This is a genomic window from Roseibium sediminis (genome assembly GCF_008711325.1).
GTDB classification, from domain to species: Bacteria; Pseudomonadota; Alphaproteobacteria; order Rhizobiales; family Stappiaceae; genus Roseibium; species Roseibium sediminis.
The window spans coordinates 1-18,023 of record NZ_VXDB01000043.1 but is presented as its reverse complement, the minus strand read 5'-3'; the positions used below and the strand labels follow the sequence as shown (position 1 = coordinate 18,023).

16 protein-coding genes are annotated in these 18,023 nt (G+C 57.9%); 3 read left to right on the top strand and 13 right to left on the bottom strand.

Annotation, left to right across the window (positions count from 1 at the left end; genetic code table 11):
- Positions 1–38: 38 nt before the first annotated feature.
- Both F0155_RS21995 and F0155_RS21990 read right to left on the bottom strand, forming a co-directional pair.
- On the bottom strand, positions 39–1,013 hold the full coding sequence (locus tag F0155_RS21995; RefSeq protein WP_150526722.1) for a hypothetical protein: 975 nt from the start codon (positions 1,011–1,013) through the stop codon (positions 39–41).
- 190 nt (positions 1,014–1,203) lie between these two features.
- A complete protein-coding gene (locus tag F0155_RS21990; RefSeq protein WP_150526721.1) occupies positions 1,204–1,452 on the bottom strand; it encodes a hypothetical protein in 249 nt (82 codons plus the stop codon).
- 328 nt (positions 1,453–1,780) lie between these two features.
- Between F0155_RS21990 and F0155_RS21985 the strand changes: the two genes are divergently transcribed.
- Positions 1,781–3,349 carry a CYTH and CHAD domain-containing protein gene (locus F0155_RS21985; protein WP_150526720.1) on the top strand — a complete coding sequence of 523 codons (1,569 nt, stop codon included), beginning with the start codon at positions 1,781–1,783 and terminating at the stop codon, positions 3,347–3,349.
- 24 nt (positions 3,350–3,373) lie between these two features.
- Here the strand turns inward: F0155_RS21985 and F0155_RS21980 are convergent, their stop codons facing one another.
- The 11 genes from F0155_RS21980 to F0155_RS21930 form a co-directional block, all read right to left on the bottom strand.
- Complete coding sequence (locus F0155_RS21980; RefSeq protein ID WP_150526719.1) at positions 3,374–4,501, bottom strand: anhydro-N-acetylmuramic acid kinase; 1,128 nt, start codon at positions 4,499–4,501, stop codon at positions 3,374–3,376.
- Between the two features lie 331 nt (positions 4,502–4,832).
- Complete coding sequence (locus tag F0155_RS21975) at positions 4,833–6,287, bottom strand: NAD-dependent succinate-semialdehyde dehydrogenase (RefSeq protein WP_150526718.1); 1,455 nt, start codon at positions 6,285–6,287, stop codon at positions 4,833–4,835.
- Entirely contained in the window at positions 6,280–7,566 is a 1,287-nt protein-coding gene (locus tag F0155_RS21970) for a 4-aminobutyrate--2-oxoglutarate transaminase (protein ID WP_150526717.1), read from the bottom strand. The genes F0155_RS21975 and F0155_RS21970 overlap by 8 nt, the downstream gene beginning before the upstream one ends.
- Before the next feature lie 70 nt (positions 7,567–7,636).
- Complete coding sequence (locus F0155_RS21965; protein WP_150526716.1) at positions 7,637–8,647, bottom strand: ABC transporter permease; 1,011 nt, start codon at positions 8,645–8,647, stop codon at positions 7,637–7,639.
- Positions 8,644–10,152 carry a sugar ABC transporter ATP-binding protein gene (locus F0155_RS21960; protein WP_150526715.1) on the bottom strand — a complete coding sequence of 503 codons (1,509 nt, stop codon included), beginning with the start codon at positions 10,150–10,152 and terminating at the stop codon, positions 8,644–8,646. The genes F0155_RS21965 and F0155_RS21960 overlap by 4 nt, the downstream gene beginning before the upstream one ends.
- A 66-nt stretch (positions 10,153–10,218) precedes the next feature.
- Positions 10,219–11,268: a TMAO reductase system periplasmic protein TorT gene (gene torT, locus F0155_RS21955; RefSeq protein ID WP_425299993.1), complete on the bottom strand. Its 1,050-nt coding sequence runs from the start codon at positions 11,266–11,268 to the stop codon at positions 10,219–10,221.
- Positions 11,269–11,367: 99 nt separating this feature from the next.
- A complete protein-coding gene (locus tag F0155_RS21950) occupies positions 11,368–12,339 on the bottom strand; it encodes a 5-oxoprolinase subunit C family protein (RefSeq protein WP_150526713.1) in 972 nt (323 codons plus the stop codon).
- Positions 12,329–13,204 (bottom strand): 5-oxoprolinase subunit B family protein, encoded by an 876-nt coding sequence (locus tag F0155_RS21945; protein ID WP_150526712.1) that lies wholly within the window; start codon positions 13,202–13,204, stop codon positions 12,329–12,331. The genes F0155_RS21950 and F0155_RS21945 overlap by 11 nt, the downstream gene beginning before the upstream one ends.
- Before the next feature lie 2 nt (positions 13,205–13,206).
- Positions 13,207–14,583: an acetyl-CoA carboxylase biotin carboxylase subunit gene (locus F0155_RS21940; RefSeq protein WP_150526711.1), complete on the bottom strand. Its 1,377-nt coding sequence runs from the start codon at positions 14,581–14,583 to the stop codon at positions 13,207–13,209.
- A 4-nt stretch (positions 14,584–14,587) separates the two neighbouring features.
- Complete coding sequence (locus tag F0155_RS21935; RefSeq protein ID WP_150526710.1) at positions 14,588–14,821, bottom strand: acetyl-CoA carboxylase; 234 nt, start codon at positions 14,819–14,821, stop codon at positions 14,588–14,590.
- Positions 14,822–14,839: 18 nt separating this feature from the next.
- Positions 14,840–15,616, bottom strand: coding sequence for a 5-oxoprolinase subunit PxpA (locus F0155_RS21930; RefSeq protein ID WP_150526709.1), 777 nt, complete (start codon positions 15,614–15,616; stop codon positions 14,840–14,842).
- Positions 15,617–15,841: 225 nt separating this feature from the next.
- Here F0155_RS21930 and F0155_RS21925 point away from each other — a divergent pair, with 225 nt between their 5' ends.
- Both F0155_RS21925 and xrtT read left to right on the top strand, forming a co-directional pair.
- Positions 15,842–16,759: a LysR family transcriptional regulator gene (locus F0155_RS21925; protein WP_150526708.1), complete on the top strand. Its 918-nt coding sequence runs from the start codon at positions 15,842–15,844 to the stop codon at positions 16,757–16,759.
- Positions 16,760–16,852: 93 nt separating this feature from the next.
- Positions 16,853–17,971 (top strand): exosortase T, encoded by a 1,119-nt coding sequence (xrtT, locus tag F0155_RS21920; protein ID WP_208999413.1) that lies wholly within the window; start codon positions 16,853–16,855, stop codon positions 17,969–17,971.
- The last annotated feature ends 52 nt before the right edge of the window (positions 17,972–18,023 follow it).

The following is an 18,023-nucleotide window of genomic DNA, read 5'->3' as shown; positions in this document are numbered from 1 at the left end:
GTTCTCAGTGACAATTTATGGGGCCACCGGGTCAGTTCTCAGTGAAAATCAACAGTCTCCTGCACGTAGTTGAGCGCCTCGTAGACATCAGGCATGTCTATCGCCATGTACTCGTCAATGGCCCTCTGCCTCTGCGTCTCGTGAGATGCCCTGAAGCGTATCAAAAAGGGCGACCTGACGAATGGCGTCCAGTATCCACCGTCCTTTGGGCCTTCCCACGGCTTCGGAGGAATAATGGTAGGCATGTAGACCGGCCAGAAGACCAGCTCGTCATCCATCGCGGACGATAGCCAGTCCATAAGCCCCTCGTCTGGGTGGAGGACCATGGGCCACTTCTGCTTGGCACCCTTACGGACACTTGCAGACGTCATGGCCGATCTGTCAGCAATGACCTTAAACCGTCCCGTGCCTTGGACCACACAGTCGATCATCTGGAGTCCGACCCTGCGCCTCTCCTCATCAGTCCAAGGCTCATACTGGATGGTGTCTTTGACGTGCTTGTTGAAGATTGCGATCCGTGACCGTCTCTGGTGAGTGCTGTCGGACTTCCGCTTGGAGTAATGCGCCGAAAGGGTATCCCAACTGTCAGGGTCTGCTTCCTGCCAAGCCTTGCAGCGAGCCTCGTGTTCAATGGCCGCGCCGATCTCCGCAGCGATGCCCATCACCAGTCGCTTCTCAATGCCAAGCATCCGCAAGACAGCCTTCACAGCCAGCATTGCGGACACATCAGTCGGGATCTCTTGCAGTCTGGACAGAGCGACTGGCTTTACGCCTCTCCTTTTCGCCGCCTTCTCAAGCCATTCTTCGAGGTTCTTAGAGACAGGTTCCACGAACTCCTTCAGGAGGGACCTGTAAGGCCGCAGCCGGGACATATCCCTTTTGGTCCGCGCCTTGTTGATCTTCGATTGCATCCTGACGCGGCCAGCTTCGAGCATTTCCCGCTCAAGGGCCACCTGATCCTCCCACCTGTCATGCAGGTAGATGGAGTCTTTCGGCATTGCATGATGTGTCAAGTGGTAGAGTCCGCATCAAGTGAGAGGAAGAGGAAAAGTGCCTCACGGGTCTGTCGTGATCTCCGGGCAGCCCACCTTTGCAAGATAGCTCCCCTTTCTCCTGTCGTTGGGTCATATCCAGTACGCGCGACCCTGTAATAATGAGCATCTAGTCGCTGAAGTTCTCGTAGAAGCCTCACGCCGGTAGCCATCACACGCGCTCCTCCACCTTGAAGGTCATCTCCGCGCCTTCGTGCGTCACGGCCTTACGTCGATACCAAAAACCGTCCTTACGGAAGTGCATCATGCGGGCAGCACGGAGCTTCTTCACCTGGCTGAAGGGATTGTCTGAAGTCTGGACTTGATGGGTGTCATCAGGAGTGGCGTGGAAGAAGGCGATGAGCCAAGAAACAGCCACCATAGCGAAGGGAAAACACACAATGCATGTCTTGTAACTCATTGGTAGACCTCGCGGATATTCCAGATAGAATGTTAAGTGGTACTATCTGGACCAGCTTTTGAATCCCGCGCGTCTACCAGTTCCGCCAGAGGGGCAACTGACACCGACCGGCTGCATATCATGGCGGATTGAAAAGGTGCAAGCGGCGAAATGCCGAGGCGGGAAAAAATCCACCAATGAAGGCATGGCAGCCCCCCAGCCGAATTGACCGGGACACCTGCGAGGATGCCGAAGCTTCCGTCAGGCCATCCAAAACCAGTAGTTTCATCGTTGAAGAGGGGCTCAAGGTGAGTGGACGTACACTCGTGACTTGGGTAGGAATTGCCACATGAGCAAATCACCACGGGAAATCGAGCTGAAGCTCGAACTCGGCGAAACAGATCTGACGGTCCTTCGGGAGGCAGGCCCGCCGGAGGGCTATTCCTGTGAGGCCGTCCAGGAGGTCAAACTCCGCTCCATCTACTTCGACACGCCCGAGGACGACCTGAAGAAGGCGGGTATTTCCCTGCGCCTGCGCAATCTGGGCACAAAATGGGTGCAAACCCTGAAGATCGGTACGGGAGTATCTGGCGGGTTGTCCTCGCCCATCGAAATCGAAAAACCGGTTTCAGATGATCGTCTTGACCTGAAAGCAATCAATGACACCCGCGCAAGTCGGGTACTGGCCGCAGCCATCGGCGACAAGGTCCTCGGGCCCCGCTTTGAAACCGTCATTTCCCGCCTGATTTGGGACTTGAAGGACCCGGAGGACAACAGCCGGATCGAAGTTGCCCTCGACACGGGCCACGTCAAGGCTGGAGAGAAAACGGCCCCCCTCTGTGAAGTCGAATTCGAACTGAAAGCGGGCTCGATCCCGGCGCTTCTCAAAGCTGCCCGCACAACGGTCAAGTCCGTTCCGTTTCGTTTTTCCCCCAGCAACAAGGCGGGACGCGGCTACCGGCTTTTGGCCGGAAAAGGCAAGGGAAAGAAGAAGGCGCTGAAACCCCAAAAGGTTTCAATCGACGCCAGGGACACGACGGAACGCGCCTTCCAGATCATCCTGCGGTCTTGCCTTGAGCAGATTGCGCTGGCCAGAGTGTCCATCCTGCACAGCGATGATCCTGAAGGGCCTCACCGGTTGCGTATTGCCCTGCGCAAGCTGCGCAGCGCCTTCAGCCTGTTCAAACCGGCGCTTGCACAGGGCTCTTGCCATGCGCTTGATGTGACGGCCAGAAACCTTGCGCAGATAGGTGGCGAGGTCCGTGATCATGATGTCCTTTGCCTTGACATCGTTTCATCTCTGCAAGGGGTCACCCCCAAGGCCATCGCCCTTGAGCCACTGGCGACCCTGCTTGCCGCTCGGGCCAGCACCAAACGTGTGGCGCTGCGGACGGAGCTTTCACAATCCGCGGTGAATGACTTTCTCTTCAATCTTGCCGACTTCATCGAAAGCCGAGGCTGGAGAGATCCATCCGACAAGGGCCAGAAGGCGATCCTTTCCCAGCCGGTCGAAATTCTCGCCTCGATGGCACTCGACAAGCAATGGAAGAGGGTGTCGCGGTTTGGTGCCCGACTGGATGAGCTGACCGTTCCCGAGCGTCACGAAATGCGCAAGGCCTTGAAAAAAATGCGGTATGGAACCGAGTTTTTCGGCCCGCTGTTTCCCAAACAGTCCGTAAAACCGTTCCTGAAGCGCATGCAAAGGCTGCAGGATATATTTGGCTACCTGAACGACGTCGCGATGGCGGAAAAGCTTCTTCATCTCAAGGACGTTTCTCCTAAGGAGGCACACCAGTGTGCGGCGGCCATCGGGTTCGTCATAGGTTGGCATGAAGCAACCTGTGCCAGCCAATGGCCATCAGCACGCCGGTTCTGGCTGGACACGCAGACAATTCCGAGGTTCTGGCGCTCAAGCTGACCGGACGAACAGCTTTACTCGTCCTCAAACGTTACGCGGTGCGTGTCGGCCACCTGTGAGCGGCTCAGGAACGCCAGTCGTTTCGGGAAAACTGAAGGGTAGACCGCGCAGCGAACGGAGCGCGAGATAGGCAAAGCACTCTGCCTCAACAGCATCTCCGCGCAGACCGACATCTTCTGCCGAAACCACGTCGACCTTGGCACGGCCTGCTATTTCCCGCATGAGAACCGGGTTTCGCCGCCCCCCGCCACAGACCACAAGGCGATCTGGACGACGATCAAGAAGATCAAGGCCTTTGGCAACACAGCCTGCGGAAAAGGCCGTCAACGTTGCTGCACCGTCTTCAACACCGAGCCCGTCTGCCATGGACATGGCAAAGTCAAACCGGTCCAGAGACTTTGGATAAGGGCGGGCAAGGTAAGGATTTTCAAGGAGCCGGGCCAACCGCGCCTCATCCACGGTTCCGGCTGCCGCAATGGCCCCATCCTTGTCCATATCAAGGGAAAGGTGCTTGCGAACCCAGTCATTGACCGGGGCATTGGCGGGTCCGGTGTCGAATGCGGCCATCTTTTCAGACCCGCACCAGGTCAGGTTGCCAACCCCGCCGAGGTTCAGAATGGCCGTATCCTGCGAGCCGCCGATGCGATCCAGCATGGCCCGATGATAGACAGGCGCAAGCGGAGCTCCGTTGCCGCCTGCCGCCACATCGGCAGAGCGAAAATCATAGATGACATCAACGCCGGTCATCTTCGCCATCAACGCGCCATCGCCAAGTTGCCGGGTTGCCCCCGTTTGGCCCGGTTGAACGCCGCGGTGCAAAACCGTTTGTCCGTGGAAGCCGATGGCAACCACATCCCTTGGCGCAAACCCGTGCTTTTCTAAAAAGGTCGAGACAGCGTTTGCCTGTTGGCGTGTCAAAAGCTCTTCCGCTTGCCGAGAGAGGGCTGGTTCGGCCCCATCAAAATTCCAGGCACGGGCAACTTCCATGGTCTCGCGCAGCAAGGGGCGCAGATCTGTCTCGTAAGGCACAAGTTCATAGGGGCCGAATTCCTCGATCCGCTCACCATCCGTCCGGATCATGGCGATGTCGATATTTCCATCCAGCACTGTCCCGGTCATCAGCCCGACCGACCAACCCCGTAACTCGTCCATTCAAACTGCCTCTTTCTGGCGATTCTGCCTTTCCGCCAGACTAGAGCATTTCCAAGCGAAGTGGATACCGGTTCGCCGTCAGGAAATGCGCCAAATCAAATATTTAGAGCACGTCGAGTGATTCAGTGAATGGGAGACGTGCTCTAGGACTGTTCGCCCGCCGATGAAAGGATCACCACCAGATCCTCACGCCGCCCATGTGGGTACGAGGAAAGCTGCCATTGCTTGGCCGTAAGACCGGAGCGAATGAAAGTAAGCGTTTTGCCATGTCTTTAATGCAAGGTGGCCAAACGCATCTTTGCGCCGGACTCCGAAACGCAATGGCAACAGACTACGAAATACCCCCAAAACAAAGGTATTTGAGCTCGGTGTAATCATCCGTCCCATATTTCGATCCCTCACGCCCAAGGCCGGATTGCTTGATCCCGCCAAAGGGAGCAACTTCCGTCGAAATCAATCCGGTATTGATGCCGACCATTCCAGCCTGCAGGCGCTCAGCCATCCGCCAGGCGCGATTGAGATCGCGGGTGTAGAAATAGGCTGCCAACCCAAATTCACTGTCATTTGCCAATGACACAGCCTCGTCATCCGACTTGAACTTAAAGACCGGCGCGACAGGGCCGAAAGTCTCCTCCCGGGAGGCCAGCATATCCACTGTCATGCCGGTGATGACCGTTGGTTCAAAGAACTGCCCGCCGAGCGGATGCGGCTTGCCACCTGCTTCAACAGTCGCACCCTTGGCAACGGCATCCGACACATGGGCCTCGACCTTTCGAAACGCTGCCTTATTGATCAAAGGACCGATGGACGTGACATCCTGAAACCCGTCCCCAACCGTGAATTCGCCAACACGATCCGAGAGCTTTCGAACAAACTCATCGTGAATTCCCGCCTGCGCGTAGATCCGGTTGGCGCAGACACAGGTCTGTCCCGCATTTCTGAATTTTGCGATCAGTGCCCCTTCCACGGCAGCATCTACATCCGCGTCATCAAAGACGATGAACGGCGCATTGCCACCCAGTTCCAGCGACACTTTCTTGATCTGGAACGCACACTGCTGCATCAGGATCTTGCCGACACGGGTCGAGCCGGTGAAGGTGATTTTCGCGATTTTTTCGTTTTCGCAGAACTCGCGGCCAACTTCTGCAGCAGCTGTACTTGGCACAACATTGAAGACACCGGCAGGTATCCCCGCGCGATGGGCCAGTTCAGCCATGGCCAACGCGGAAAGTGGTGTGAGTTCAGACGGACGGGCAACAAAGGTACAGCCGACAGCAAGCGCCGGAGCAACCTTGCGAGCAATCATCGCATTTGGAAAGTTCCAGGGCGTAATCGATCCGACCACGCCGACAGGCTGCCGGATCACGACGATCCTCTTGTCAGCCTGATGACCGGGAATGACATCACCGTAAATCCGCTTGGCCTCTTCCGCGAACCATTCGATGAAAGATGCGCCATAGAGGATCTCTCCCCAGGCTTCCGTCAGCGGTTTGCCCATTTCGGCGGTCAGGATCTGGGCGAGGTCGTCTGCATGTTCAACCATCAAGTCGTGCCAACGGCGCAGCAGGATTGCCCGTTCCTTGCCGGTTTTGGCTGCCCACATGGGCTGGGCCCGGTGTGCTGCATTGATCGCGATGCGCACATCCTCAACACAAAGGTCGGAAACACTCGCAATTTTCTGGCCGGTCGCCGGATTGTAAACGTCAAACGCCTGTGACGCCTCAACCCAGCTTCCATTCAGATAGGCCCCGCTTCGCAGGAGGTCGGGGCATTTGAGATCAAGCATTGCCCCCCTCCCGTGCAGTCGCAATCGAAACGTCGAGGATCTCCATTGCCTCGGCGAACACGGTGTCTTCGATGGTGATCGGCGCGAGGAAACGGATGACGTTTCCAAAAACACCGCACGTCAGCAACACCAGCCCGCGTTTGAGGGCTTCGGCACGGACCCGGTTGGTAAAGTCCGGAGATGGCTCTGAAGTGCCTGCAACATTGAACTCAGCCGCCACCATGAAACCGGGACCGCGGACATCCACCAGTTCCGATGTGGTTTCGCGCAATTCCTCCAGCTTCTGTTTCAGCCGTGAACCCAACTGGTTTGCCCTGTTGCAGAGGTCTTCTTCCTCGATCACATCCAGCACCGCATGGGCAGCAGCAATGCCAAGCGGCGGCCCGCCATAGGTTCCCCCAAGGCCACCGGGATTGGCTGCATCCATGATATCCGCCCTGCCGGTCAGCGCCGCCAGCGGCAATCCGCCCGCAAGGCCCTTCGCCATGGTCGTGATGTCGGCTGAAACGCCCATGGCCTCCATCGCAAAGAGATGCCCTGTCCGGGCAAATCCGGTCTGGATTTCATCGGCGATCAGCACGATCCCGTACCGGTCGCACAAGGCGCGGAGTTCTTTCACAAAATCGGTCGGTGCGGAGTAGAACCCTCCCTCCCCCTGCACAGGCTCGAAAATGATCGCCGCCACCCGTTCCGGATCGAGGTCAGACTTGAAAAGCCGGCTCAAAGCGTCAAGCGAAGCGTCGCTTGACCCACCATGGAATTCGACAGGGAAAGGCACATGGTAGACATCCGGCATCATGGCGCCGAAGTCCTTTTTGTAGGGCGCAACCTTGCCGGTCATGCTCATGCCCATGAAGGTCCGGCCGTGGAATCCGCCACCAAAGGCAATCACTGCAGAACGACCGGTAAATGCACGGGCCACCTTGATCGCGTTTTCATTCGCTTCCGCGCCGGTGGTGACAAAGACCGTCTTCTTGGCAAAGCTTCCCGGCGTCGCCGCGTTCAGCCTTTCCGCGAGACGGATGTAGTTTTCATAGGGCAGAACCTGGTGGCAGGTGTGGGTAAAGGCCTTCATCTGGTGCTCGACCGCTGCCATTACCTTCGGGTGACAATGCCCCGTATTCACGACGGCTATGCCTGCGGCAAAGTCGATATAGCGCCTGCCCTCAACGTCCCAGACCTCGGCATTAGCAGCCCGAGCCGCATAAACCTGTGTCTGCACTCCAACTCCGCGCGCGATCGCGTGATCGCGGCGGCGACTGATGTCCGCGTTCAACATGACTGTATTCCCATTTTTCAGGAGAGACTTGATGCGGGCAAAGGCCGACTTCGCCCGTTTGCGTTCAGGATCAGCTACCGCTCATGAGCATCCGGTAGCGCAGCTGGTCAAAGATGACCGCAAGGATGAGCAATGCGCCCAGCAACACCATTTGCATGTAGGAGCTGACTTGAGCCAGGTTCATGCCGTTTTGGACCAGCACTATGAAGAATGCGCCGAGGACAACATTCTCCACCCGTCCTATCCCCCCACGAAGGGAAACGCCGGCGATCACGCAAGCTGCAATGGATTCCAGCGCGATCGTGCCGCCCAGATTGGCCTCGCCGGATTCAACGCGCGCGGTCAACAACAGACCGGTCAGCGAGGCAATCAGGGCGCAGATCACATAGGCAAACAGCAGCGCTTTCCGGGTGTTGATCGCAGAGAGATGCGCGGCCTTGATGTTGCCCCCGACCGCATAAATCTGGGTTCCAAGGCGTGTTCGGGCCATCAGGAGCCACATCACGGCAATGATGACGATGGCAACCAGAACCGGTACGGGTATGCCGAAAACCCTGCCGAACCCGAATGTATCACCGAATTCAAACGGCAGATCGGAGACCGGCACCCCGCCTGTCAGGAACAGGGCAAGCCCAGCGCCAACGGAGGAAACGCCCAGCGTCATGATGAATGGTGAAACATCGAAATAGGCGATGCCGACGCCGTTCACCAGCCCGACCATGAGCGCAACACCAAAGCCCATAAGTGCGCCAAACAGGATGGCAATCCAGATCGCATCGGGAAACAGCCCCGCAAACCAGACCATACCGAGGGCCGACACCACGGAGGTCAACGCGATCGAGGTTCCAACAGAGAGATCGAACCCGCCAGAGACCAGAACCAGCATCTGGCCCATGGAAACCAGCACCAGATAGACCGACTGCCGCGCAACGTTGACCAGATTTTGCCCGGTCAGAAACTTGGGCGAAAGCAGCGAGAAGAGAACCAGCGCGGCAAGGAGAAAGAACGGCAGCACACCGAGCTTCACGAACAGGCGCCGCACGGAAAGAACAGGTGCAGCCGTTAGGGACTGAGCGGTCATTTTTCCACTCCACTTTCATCGAAGAATAGTTTGAGAACCTGATCTTCCGTCATGTCGGCACCGGCAAGTTCACCAGCGATATGGCCATGAGCCAAAACGATCATGCGGTGCGCGAGATTGAGGACTTCCGGAAGATCGGACGATATGACGACAACAGCCTTGCCCGCTTCAGCCAGCTCCTGAATGAGGCGATAAAGGGCGGACCGGGTTCCCATGTCCACGCCAACAGTCGGCTCGTCGAAGATGAAGAGTTCCGCCTTCTGTCCGAAGCACTTGCCGAAAAGAACCTTTTGCTGATTGCCTCCGGAAAGCTGGGCCACCGGTTTTTGTCGGTAGGACGGATGCAGTTCCACCTTGTCCGAGATCGCGGACGCCTTCGCGTTGACCTCATCCCACTTGACAAAGAAGGACTGCCCCCCGCCCTCACCGCCCATCACAAGGTTGACGGCAAGGTTTTCGCGGGAGCTCTTGGCAAGATCGAGCCCTTCCGCCTTTCTGTCCGGAGACAGATAGTAGACGCCCGCCTGAATGATATCGCGCGTCGGCCAGTCCGCTATGCTGCGCGAGCGATATTCAACGGTTCCCTCAAGACGGGTCCCGAGCCCCATGACGGTTCGAAACAGCCGGGATTTTCCCGAGCCAACGAGGCCGGCAACGCCGAGAACTTCCCCCGCACGCACGGTAAAGCTCGCATCTCGAACACCGATCCCTTTGAGGTTTCGAACCTTGAGAAGCGTTTCGCCCGGCTGATGCCGGATGGCCGGGTAAATCTCGTCAATGGCGCGACCGGTCATCATCTCCACAAGACGATCTTCCGAGGTCTGGTCCATGGCAACGGTGCCGATTTTTGCGCCGTCGCGCAAAACGGTTACCCGGTCGGCGATCCGGGCAAATTCCTGAATGCGATGGGAGATGTAGATGATGCCCACGCCTTCCGCCTTCAAGCGGCCCACGAAGTCAAACAGGTGATCGACTTCCCTGTCGGTCAGCGATGCGGTCGGTTCATCCAGAATGAGCACCTTCAGATCACCGTGGAAGGCCTTGGTGATCTCCACCATCTGCTGCTGGGCCCTCGATAACCGGGCAACGATCTCCGTCGGGTCGATGTCGAAGCCCAATTCGGCCAGCATCTCGCGAGATCGTGCCCTCATGGTTCTGCGATCAATGAATGGGCCGACAAGCGGCTCCCATCCAAGAAAGATGTTCTGCGCGACGGACAAGGTCGGGATCAGCGAGAACTCCTGAAAGACGGTATAAACGCCCTTCTTCTGGGCATCGGCCACGCTTTCAAACGCGATCTCCTCGCCATCGAGAACAATCTTTCCATCCGTGGGCGCATTGGCACCTGCAAGCATGGAGATGAGGGTCGACTTGCCCGCGCCGTTTTCCCCGAACAGCACATGGACTTCACCCGGATGCAGGTCAAAATCCACACCGTCGAGGGCCTTCACACCGGGATAGTGCTTGGTCAGGTGCTTGGTCGATATGAGGCTGGGTTGGGTCATCTGCCTTGTTTTTCGAAAAAAAGCGGGCCGAAGGGCAAGGCAATCGGCCCGCAGTTTCCTGGAGGGTTAGTTGGAGACGTTGAAAACAGCCGAATACCCCTGCGGAGGCAGGATATTCTCGCGGGCAACCGTTTCGATGTTCTGCGGGTCAACCACGAAGATCTTCGGACCGACATGCTTAGTGTAGTCCTTGCCTTCCAGAATGCGGACAGCCTGATCAATGGCAATGCGCCCCTGAATGACCATGCTGTCTGCAGGCGCCGCGAGAATGAGGCCGCGCTGGATGCCGGTATAGACGCCCGGCGTCATGTAAAAGGCCAGAAGATCGACCTTGCCCTTCAGCCCCCGTTCGCGGATGAGGCCCTGGGCGGCTTCCGCAGTCACCGCGGTTCCGGCGAGATAGCGAACGTCCGGATTGGCCTGAAGCACGTCTTCCACCAGTTTCAGCTGGGTTTCCTTGCCGGTGTCGCCAAAGCGGGGCTCCAGCACCTTGACCGCTGATCCGGCAACAGCCTCCATGAAGCCTGCATGTGCAGCTTCCACCCATCCGGCCCCCGCCGGTCCGGGGAACCAGCCGACCAGAACTTCCTCCGATCCTGCCGGATGCTTGGCGGCAAGATAGGCGCCGGTTTCGTAACCCATGGTCTTGAAGGACACGAGGGATTTGGCCGCAATGTCCGGTGAGGAGACGCCGTTGATCACATCGATGACCGGGATGCCCTTGCCAGCAATCTCGCCGATCACGTTATTCAGACCGTCAAAGGAAATGGCCCCGACCACAACGGCATCCGCGCCGCTGGCAACACAATCCTCGATCTGACTGATCTGCTTGTTCAGCTCGGTGTATCCGCCCGCTTCAACAAGGTTCATGTTGACGCCAAGACGCGTGGCCTCATCGGCAACGCCATAGTCGACACCCAGCCAATAGGCATCCTTCATGTGGGGAAAGGACACGCAGATGTTCCAGGCCTTCCCGGCCTTTTCAAGCGGTGTGTAGACGACCGGGCTAACGGTACCGTCCGCAGAGAAAGCAGGTGTGACCTCTTCGGCATCATAGGGATACCAGGCATCGGCCAATGCAGAAGACAGTGGCATCATCGCAGCCAATGCAAGCATGGACGTAGTTTTCAGGGCGAGTTTCATCGTTCCGACCTCCCAGTCAGTTCAGGATTTCTGGTGCGGTTTCCCGCAATGTCAGGGGTTATGTGCCGGCTCTCAGTGGAGCTCTTCTCTTATTCGTTGAAGCATGTTCCTCCGGTGGCTCCGGGCGGCCAGAGCCTCCTGCATATCGACTCGCACAAACCTGACCGCAGTGTGGGGTTGAAGCTGACCGATCAGGTCCATATCGGCAGAGATAATCGCGCCGAGGGTGAAGTACCCTCCGCCCGAGACCGCATCCCTGTGCAGGACAATTGGCTCTGTACCGCCCGGAACCTGTATGGACCCGTAGGAGTAGCAGCCGTCTACGATGTTGGACGGATCCGCACCGGCCCCGAAGGGCTGCTCGCGTTCCACGAACTTGAGCGGCTTGCCCCCCTTGAAGCGGTAGCCCATGCGGTCGGCTTCGGGAGCCACCTTCCATTCATCATCAAAAAACCCGGCGCCGGACTCTTCGGTCAACCTGTGCCAATAAAGTCCTGGGAGGACGCGGAGTTCAGCCGGGTTGCCCGGCATGCGCCGAAGCTCCCGCGGGACCGAACGTCCGGCTCCGGGGCCGGATGACCCTCCCGTGGGGAGTTCATCCGATGTCTGAATAGGCCTTCCGTTGACGCCCCCAAGAGCGCCGATCGGATAGGTCGAGCGACTTCCGAGGGCTTCAGGCGTTGTAATTCCGCCGCTGACAGCGATATAGGCCCGCGCCCCGGAGGCAAGAAAACCGAAGCTCAGAACCTGCCCGGCGTTCACCTCGAACGACGTCCAGGGTTCTCTTGGCTCGTCATCCACCTTGATCGGCAGGTCCGCACCGGTCACGGCAACTGTGGCAGCGCTCTGAAACTCGATATGCGGCCCCATGAAGACGGCTTCCAGACAGGCGGCGTCTTCCGGATTTCCAACCAGCAGATTGGCGGCCCGCAGCGCGAACCGGTCCATTGCCCCGCCCATGGGAATTCCAAGATGGAAATAACCCGGTCGGCCAAGGTCCTGGATTGACGTGGAAAGGCCCGGATTCAGGATCTTAAGCGTCATTGAGGGCCTCCAGCATCTTTGCATTCGTGCCGCGCATATCGGCGTTGAACTCATCGAGATCGAATTCGACCTCGGCAATTCTCGGCATGTAGGTTCCCTCCGCGACCGCGGCGATGATCGCGTCATATTCAGCCCTGTCGATGGGCTTCCATTTCACAATGTCCCCCGGCTTGAAGAACACCATGAAGTCCTTCAGGTAACTGACGCGCTTCTCGGGGTCGTAGATCGGCATCGGCGTGATGCCGAACATCTGGTAGCCACCGGCACCTCGTACCGAGTAGATGCACGAAAAGCATCCGCCATAGCCAACGGTGAGCTTTGGTGTATCCGTGCGTGGCCGAAGGTATTTGGGCACCTGAAGCTGTCTGTCGCGCTCCACCAGCTGGTAGAGAAACGGCAGTCCGGCAACGAACCCGACCATGGACACGAACCAGGGCTGCGAATGATGGGCGGTGATAAAGTCCTCGACCGAGGAATAGCCGTTGATGCGCGCTGCATATTCCAGATCGGTGCCGTCCGGATCCTGATGGCGTTCCCGGAACCGCATGAGGGTCTCGTGAGTCCAAGGATCCTGATAATAGACCGGGATTTCGATGATCCGCGTGGTGAGGCGCTTTTCTGCCTTTGCAGCTTCCTTTTCGAACCCCTTCAACCGGGCCATCATGTCATCCGGTGCGATGATATCCGGGTTGAAGCGCACCTGAAACGAGGCGTTTGCCGGACATATTTCCGTGACACCGTCGATATTCGCGGCCCGGACGGCGTTGCTCATGGACAGGGACTTGAAAAACGCATCGAGGGACATTTCATCGTCGATCTCGACATAGACATGCTCGTCCCCGCCGAATGTGTATCTGGTTTTCATGTTCATCCTCCGGTCTGCGCGCGCGTCAGGTTTCCGGCTTCCAGCCACGGCTCCAGCCACTGGGTGTGAAACGCATCGGATGCGACGTCCCTGTCCTTCGCCAGAGCCTTGTGCAGCGGCGCTGTCGTCTTCAACCCTTCGATTTCGAGGTCTTCCAGCGCTGCGGATATCCGGGCAATTGCGTCCGCACGATCCTTGCCATGGACAATCAGCTTGCCGACAAGCGAGTCATAGAAGGGCGGGATCTGATAGCCTTCGTACATGAAGTGGTCGAACCGGATGCCCTCTCCTTCAGGCAGAGACAACTTTCCGACCTTTCCCGGGAACGGGAGGAACTGCATGAACGGGTCTTCGGCATTCAACCGAACCTCGATCGCATGGCCAGACTTCACCACCTGATCCTGGGTGACACTCAGCGGCGCTCCCCCGCAGACAAGGATCATTTCCTTCACCAGATCAAAGCCTGTCACCATTTCCGTGACCGGATGCTCCACCTGAATGCGCGTATTCATTTCAATGAAGTAGAATTCGTTGCGTGTTGGGTCGTAGAGATATTCCAGCGTTCCAGCGCCGCAATAATTCACCGCTTCGGCAAGCGAGACTGCAGACCGGCAAAGATCCTGCCGCGTTTCCTCATCAAGGCAGGTGGCCCCTGCCTCTTCCCACACTTTCTGCCGTCTGCGCTGCAGGGAGCATTCGCGTTCATAGAAGTGAACCGCGCGCGTACCGTCCCCGACGATCTGAACCTCGATATGGCGGGGTGAAGATATGGCTCTCTCCAGATAAAAGCCGCCATCGCCGAAAGCCGCCAGTGCCTCGGCCTGCGCCATGGGAGCAAGCTTGCGCAGGTCTTCGCTGTTTTCAGCGATCCTGATGCCCCGGCCGCCACCGCCGGCAGACGCCTTGATCATGATCGGATAACCGACCTGATCCGCGATCTCCACCGCCTCGTCCACGGTTTCGACCCGCCCCTTGGAGCCGGGAACCACCGGAACACCCGCTGCTTCTGCAGCCTGCCGGGCAGCGACCTTGTCTCCCATCCGATCAATCGTGACGGCAGAGGGGCCAACAAAGGTCATTCCCGCATCACGAACGGCCCGTGCAAAGGCCGAGCTCTCGGCCAAGAACCCGTATCCGGGATGCACTCCATCTGCTCCGGCTGCCTTTGCCGCAGCAACGACCTTCCCGACATCAAGATAGGAATCCCTTGCCGGTGCCGGTCCGATACAGACGGCTTCATCGGCAAGACGAACGGCCAGCATGTCGGCATCGGCTTCAGAGTAGGCCTGAATGGTCCTGATGCCCAGCTCGCGAGCTGCCCGAATGATCCGGACGGCTATTTCGCCGCGATTGGCTATGAACAAGCGTTGAATAGCCATTCCCTCACTCCAGACCGGCGATAGGCTGGCCGGCCATCACGGGGCAGGAATCATCTGCAAGATACTCGCGGAAGGTTCCACTTGCGTCAGACTTCACCTCAATGAAGGTTTTCATGACCTCGACGAGACCAATGGTATCTCCGACAGCCACCTGATCCCCCTTTGACTTGTAGGGCGCAGCATCCGGCGACGGCTTCTTGTAAAAGGTTCCCGGAAGCGGTGAGAGCACTTGAGACATGGTTCCTCCCGTTCAATCTCAAAGGCCGAGCACGGTGGCTGCTGGCGCAACGGTGATACCTGCGCTTGCGAGCCCGGCTCGAATGGCTTTCCCGATGTCCAGCGCTCCTGGCGTATCGGAATGAAAGCAGATGGTTTCGAATTCGATCTTGATGTCCTTGCCTTCAGAGGTGGTGACGAGCCCTTCCTTGCAGGCCCGCACACACTTGGCTGCAACCTCTTCCGGCTTCAGGCGGGCAACCCGCCGTTTGAAGATGATGGAGCCGGTCTCGTCATAGTCCCGATCGGCATAGAACTCGCGGGCAACAGGATATCCGGCCTGTTTCGCAGCCTGATAGGTTTTGGACATGCCCATGCAGAACAGGATTGACGTCCCGCTGGTGCGGCTCAGCGTATCGACCAGCTTCTCGGAAAGCTCCGTGTTGACCGCCGCCTCCATGTAGAGCGCGCCATGCGGCTTGATATGCTGGAGGGCAATGCCATGGCGGCGCCCAAACTCGCGCAGCGCACCTACCTGATAGACAATGTCGTTGATCAGCTCGTCCGACGAGGTGCGAATGAAGCGTCGGCCAAAGCCTTGCAGGTCCCGATATCCGGGGTGAGCCCCAAGACCGACGCCATAGGATTGGGCCAGCTTGACCACCCGGTCCATGGAATTCGGGTCACCGGCATGAAACCCGGTTGCGATATTCGCCGAGCTGATGATCGCCATGATCTCTTCATCGGGAGCATCGCCAAGGGTCCAGTGACCAAAGCCCTCTCCCATGTCGCAATTGAGATCGACGATGTCCTGCATGTTTTAACTCTCCAACCTGACTGTCCAAATCCTCACAGAACTGCATGCAGATTGGAAATTCTTTGTTTTGCAGAAGCATTATCAGTTTTTTAGATACAAGCTGGTTTCCGTCGACTTTTGAGAGTCATGAGATTTGGCTAATTTGCTAATCAATTGACGTAGCGATAATTTCCAATGTAGACATTTTCCAAATATTACCCTCCTCGGTATGGGAAAAATCGATACATGAATCTCCGTCATCTGAAATATTTCGTAGCAACTGCGGAGAGTGGGCAGGTCAGCCGGGCAGCAAACCTTCTGGCGATTTCCCAGTCCTCCGTCACCAGCGCGATCAAGGAACTTGAGACGACGCTGGGAGCAGATCTGTTCCAGCGCTCATCGACCGGGATGGAGTTGACGGATTCCGGCAGGGAGTTTCTGGCGGCGTCCAGAGAGATCCTCGACAAGGTGGAGGAAGCCCGCAAACTCACCCGCAGGCGGTCGGATCAGGGCGGCAGGATCTCGCTGGCTGCGACCTACACAGTGATCGGCTATTTCCTGCCCTATCATCTGGACCGACTGTCGCGCCTTCACCCCAATCTCCAGATCGACGTCAGCGAGCTTAACCGCGAGAGCATCGAGGACGGGTTGTTTTCCAATCGTTTCGACCTTGCAGTTGTCCTGACCTCGAACCTGACCAATCCCGATCTTGAAAGCGAAACCCTCTTGAAATCGTCGCGGCGCCTATGGGTGCCGAATGGGCACAGGTTTCTCGGCGCGAACCGCGCCACCTTCGAGGAAATCGCCGAGGAAGACTACATCATGCTGACGGTCGACGAGGCCGCCCACACGACGATCAAATACTGGAGCCAGACCAACTTCCTGCCCCGAACCAAACTGAGAACCTCGTCCGTAGAAGCAACCAGATCGATGGTCGCCAACGGGCAGGGCGTCACAATCCTCTCGGACATGGTCTATCGGCCCTGGTCGCTTGAAGGAAAGCGGATCGAAACCCTGTCAACGGACATTGAAATCCCGTCCATGAATGTCGGCCTCGCCTGGCGCAAGGGAACCGAGTTCACACCGGCCATGTCCCTGCTGATGGATTATTTCAAGCAGAGCTTCGTATCGCCGCAGATGGCCCAATTTGCGGGACGAAAATAGGGGCGGGTGAGCAGCTCAAACGCGTTCCACTTGCACAATAATTGCACAAAGCGTCCCTAAGGACTGCTCGGGATTGTCGGCACTCTTGTCGGCATGACCTCAACAGCTATCACCAGACAGATAACAGCCCATAGCGCCAGACTTGCCTATGCAGGTTTCGCCGTAGCCTCGCTGATACTCGCGATCGAGCCGGTCCGTTGGCTGGTGGCCACGTGGCTCGACCCGTCCTACCAATCCGTCGGATTTCTCTACCTCGCGGCTCTGTCCGCTCTTGCGATCTGGTCGGTGAAAAGTGGCCAGGCGGTCTGCGTCAGGTCGAACACACTTGTTCCCGCCCTCTGGATGTTGTTCCTTGCAGCAACCCTTCGCCTTCTGGGGCAAGTCGCGGCAATCAATGTCATCGGCGGCGTTGCACTTGCCGTCGATGTCTATGCAATTGCAATCCTGTTGCGGCTGCGCGAACGACCAAGGCCTCTGTCCGGCTTCTGGCTTTCCGTCCTGTTCCTTTTCTCCCTGCCGTTTGAGCGGATTGCGCAACGGGTTCTTGGATATCCGCTTCAGGAAGTGTCGGCGAACCTTGCCTGCTCCATTTTTAAGCCATTCTATCCGGACCTGATCTGTAGCGGGGTGCGCTTGCAGGTTTCAGGATTTGACGTTCTGGTGGACCTGCCGTGCTCGGGAACAAGCGGGCTCATGCTGGCTGCAGCAACGATCGTCGCACTCAATGCGGCCCAGTGCCGAACCCCGTATGAAGGGGGCTTGCACCTCATTGCAGGGCTTGCACTGGCGGTCATTGGAAATGCTGTCCGTGTCAGCCTGCTGGCTGTTGGGATCGTACACGGTCCCGACCTTGGCATCGATGTGCTCGCCCGGCCACTCCACGACGTGATCGGACTGGCCACGACGCTGGCCTTTCTGGCACCAATGCTTTGTTTCAAGAGCAAACATCAACTGCCCAGCGCCTCCACCCCACGCCTGCCTGCGCAGCCCGGTGCGGAGCGGTCAAAGCCAGCCCTGATCGCTATCTCATTCCTCGCCATTCTGGCAGCCATCCTCATCACCAGCGCCCCCAGAAAAGCCCTCGATGTCTCCAGAGTTATCGAAACAGCACCGCTCCCGACCTCGCTTAACGGCCAGATCGGACGTCCCCTTGCGCTGACTGATCGCGAGCGTGGCTATTTCGAAGCCTATGGCGGCACGGCACGCAAGTGATCCTCCCCCTTTGAATTGGTCCGCCCCTATAGTTAGGAAACGGAGGATCAGA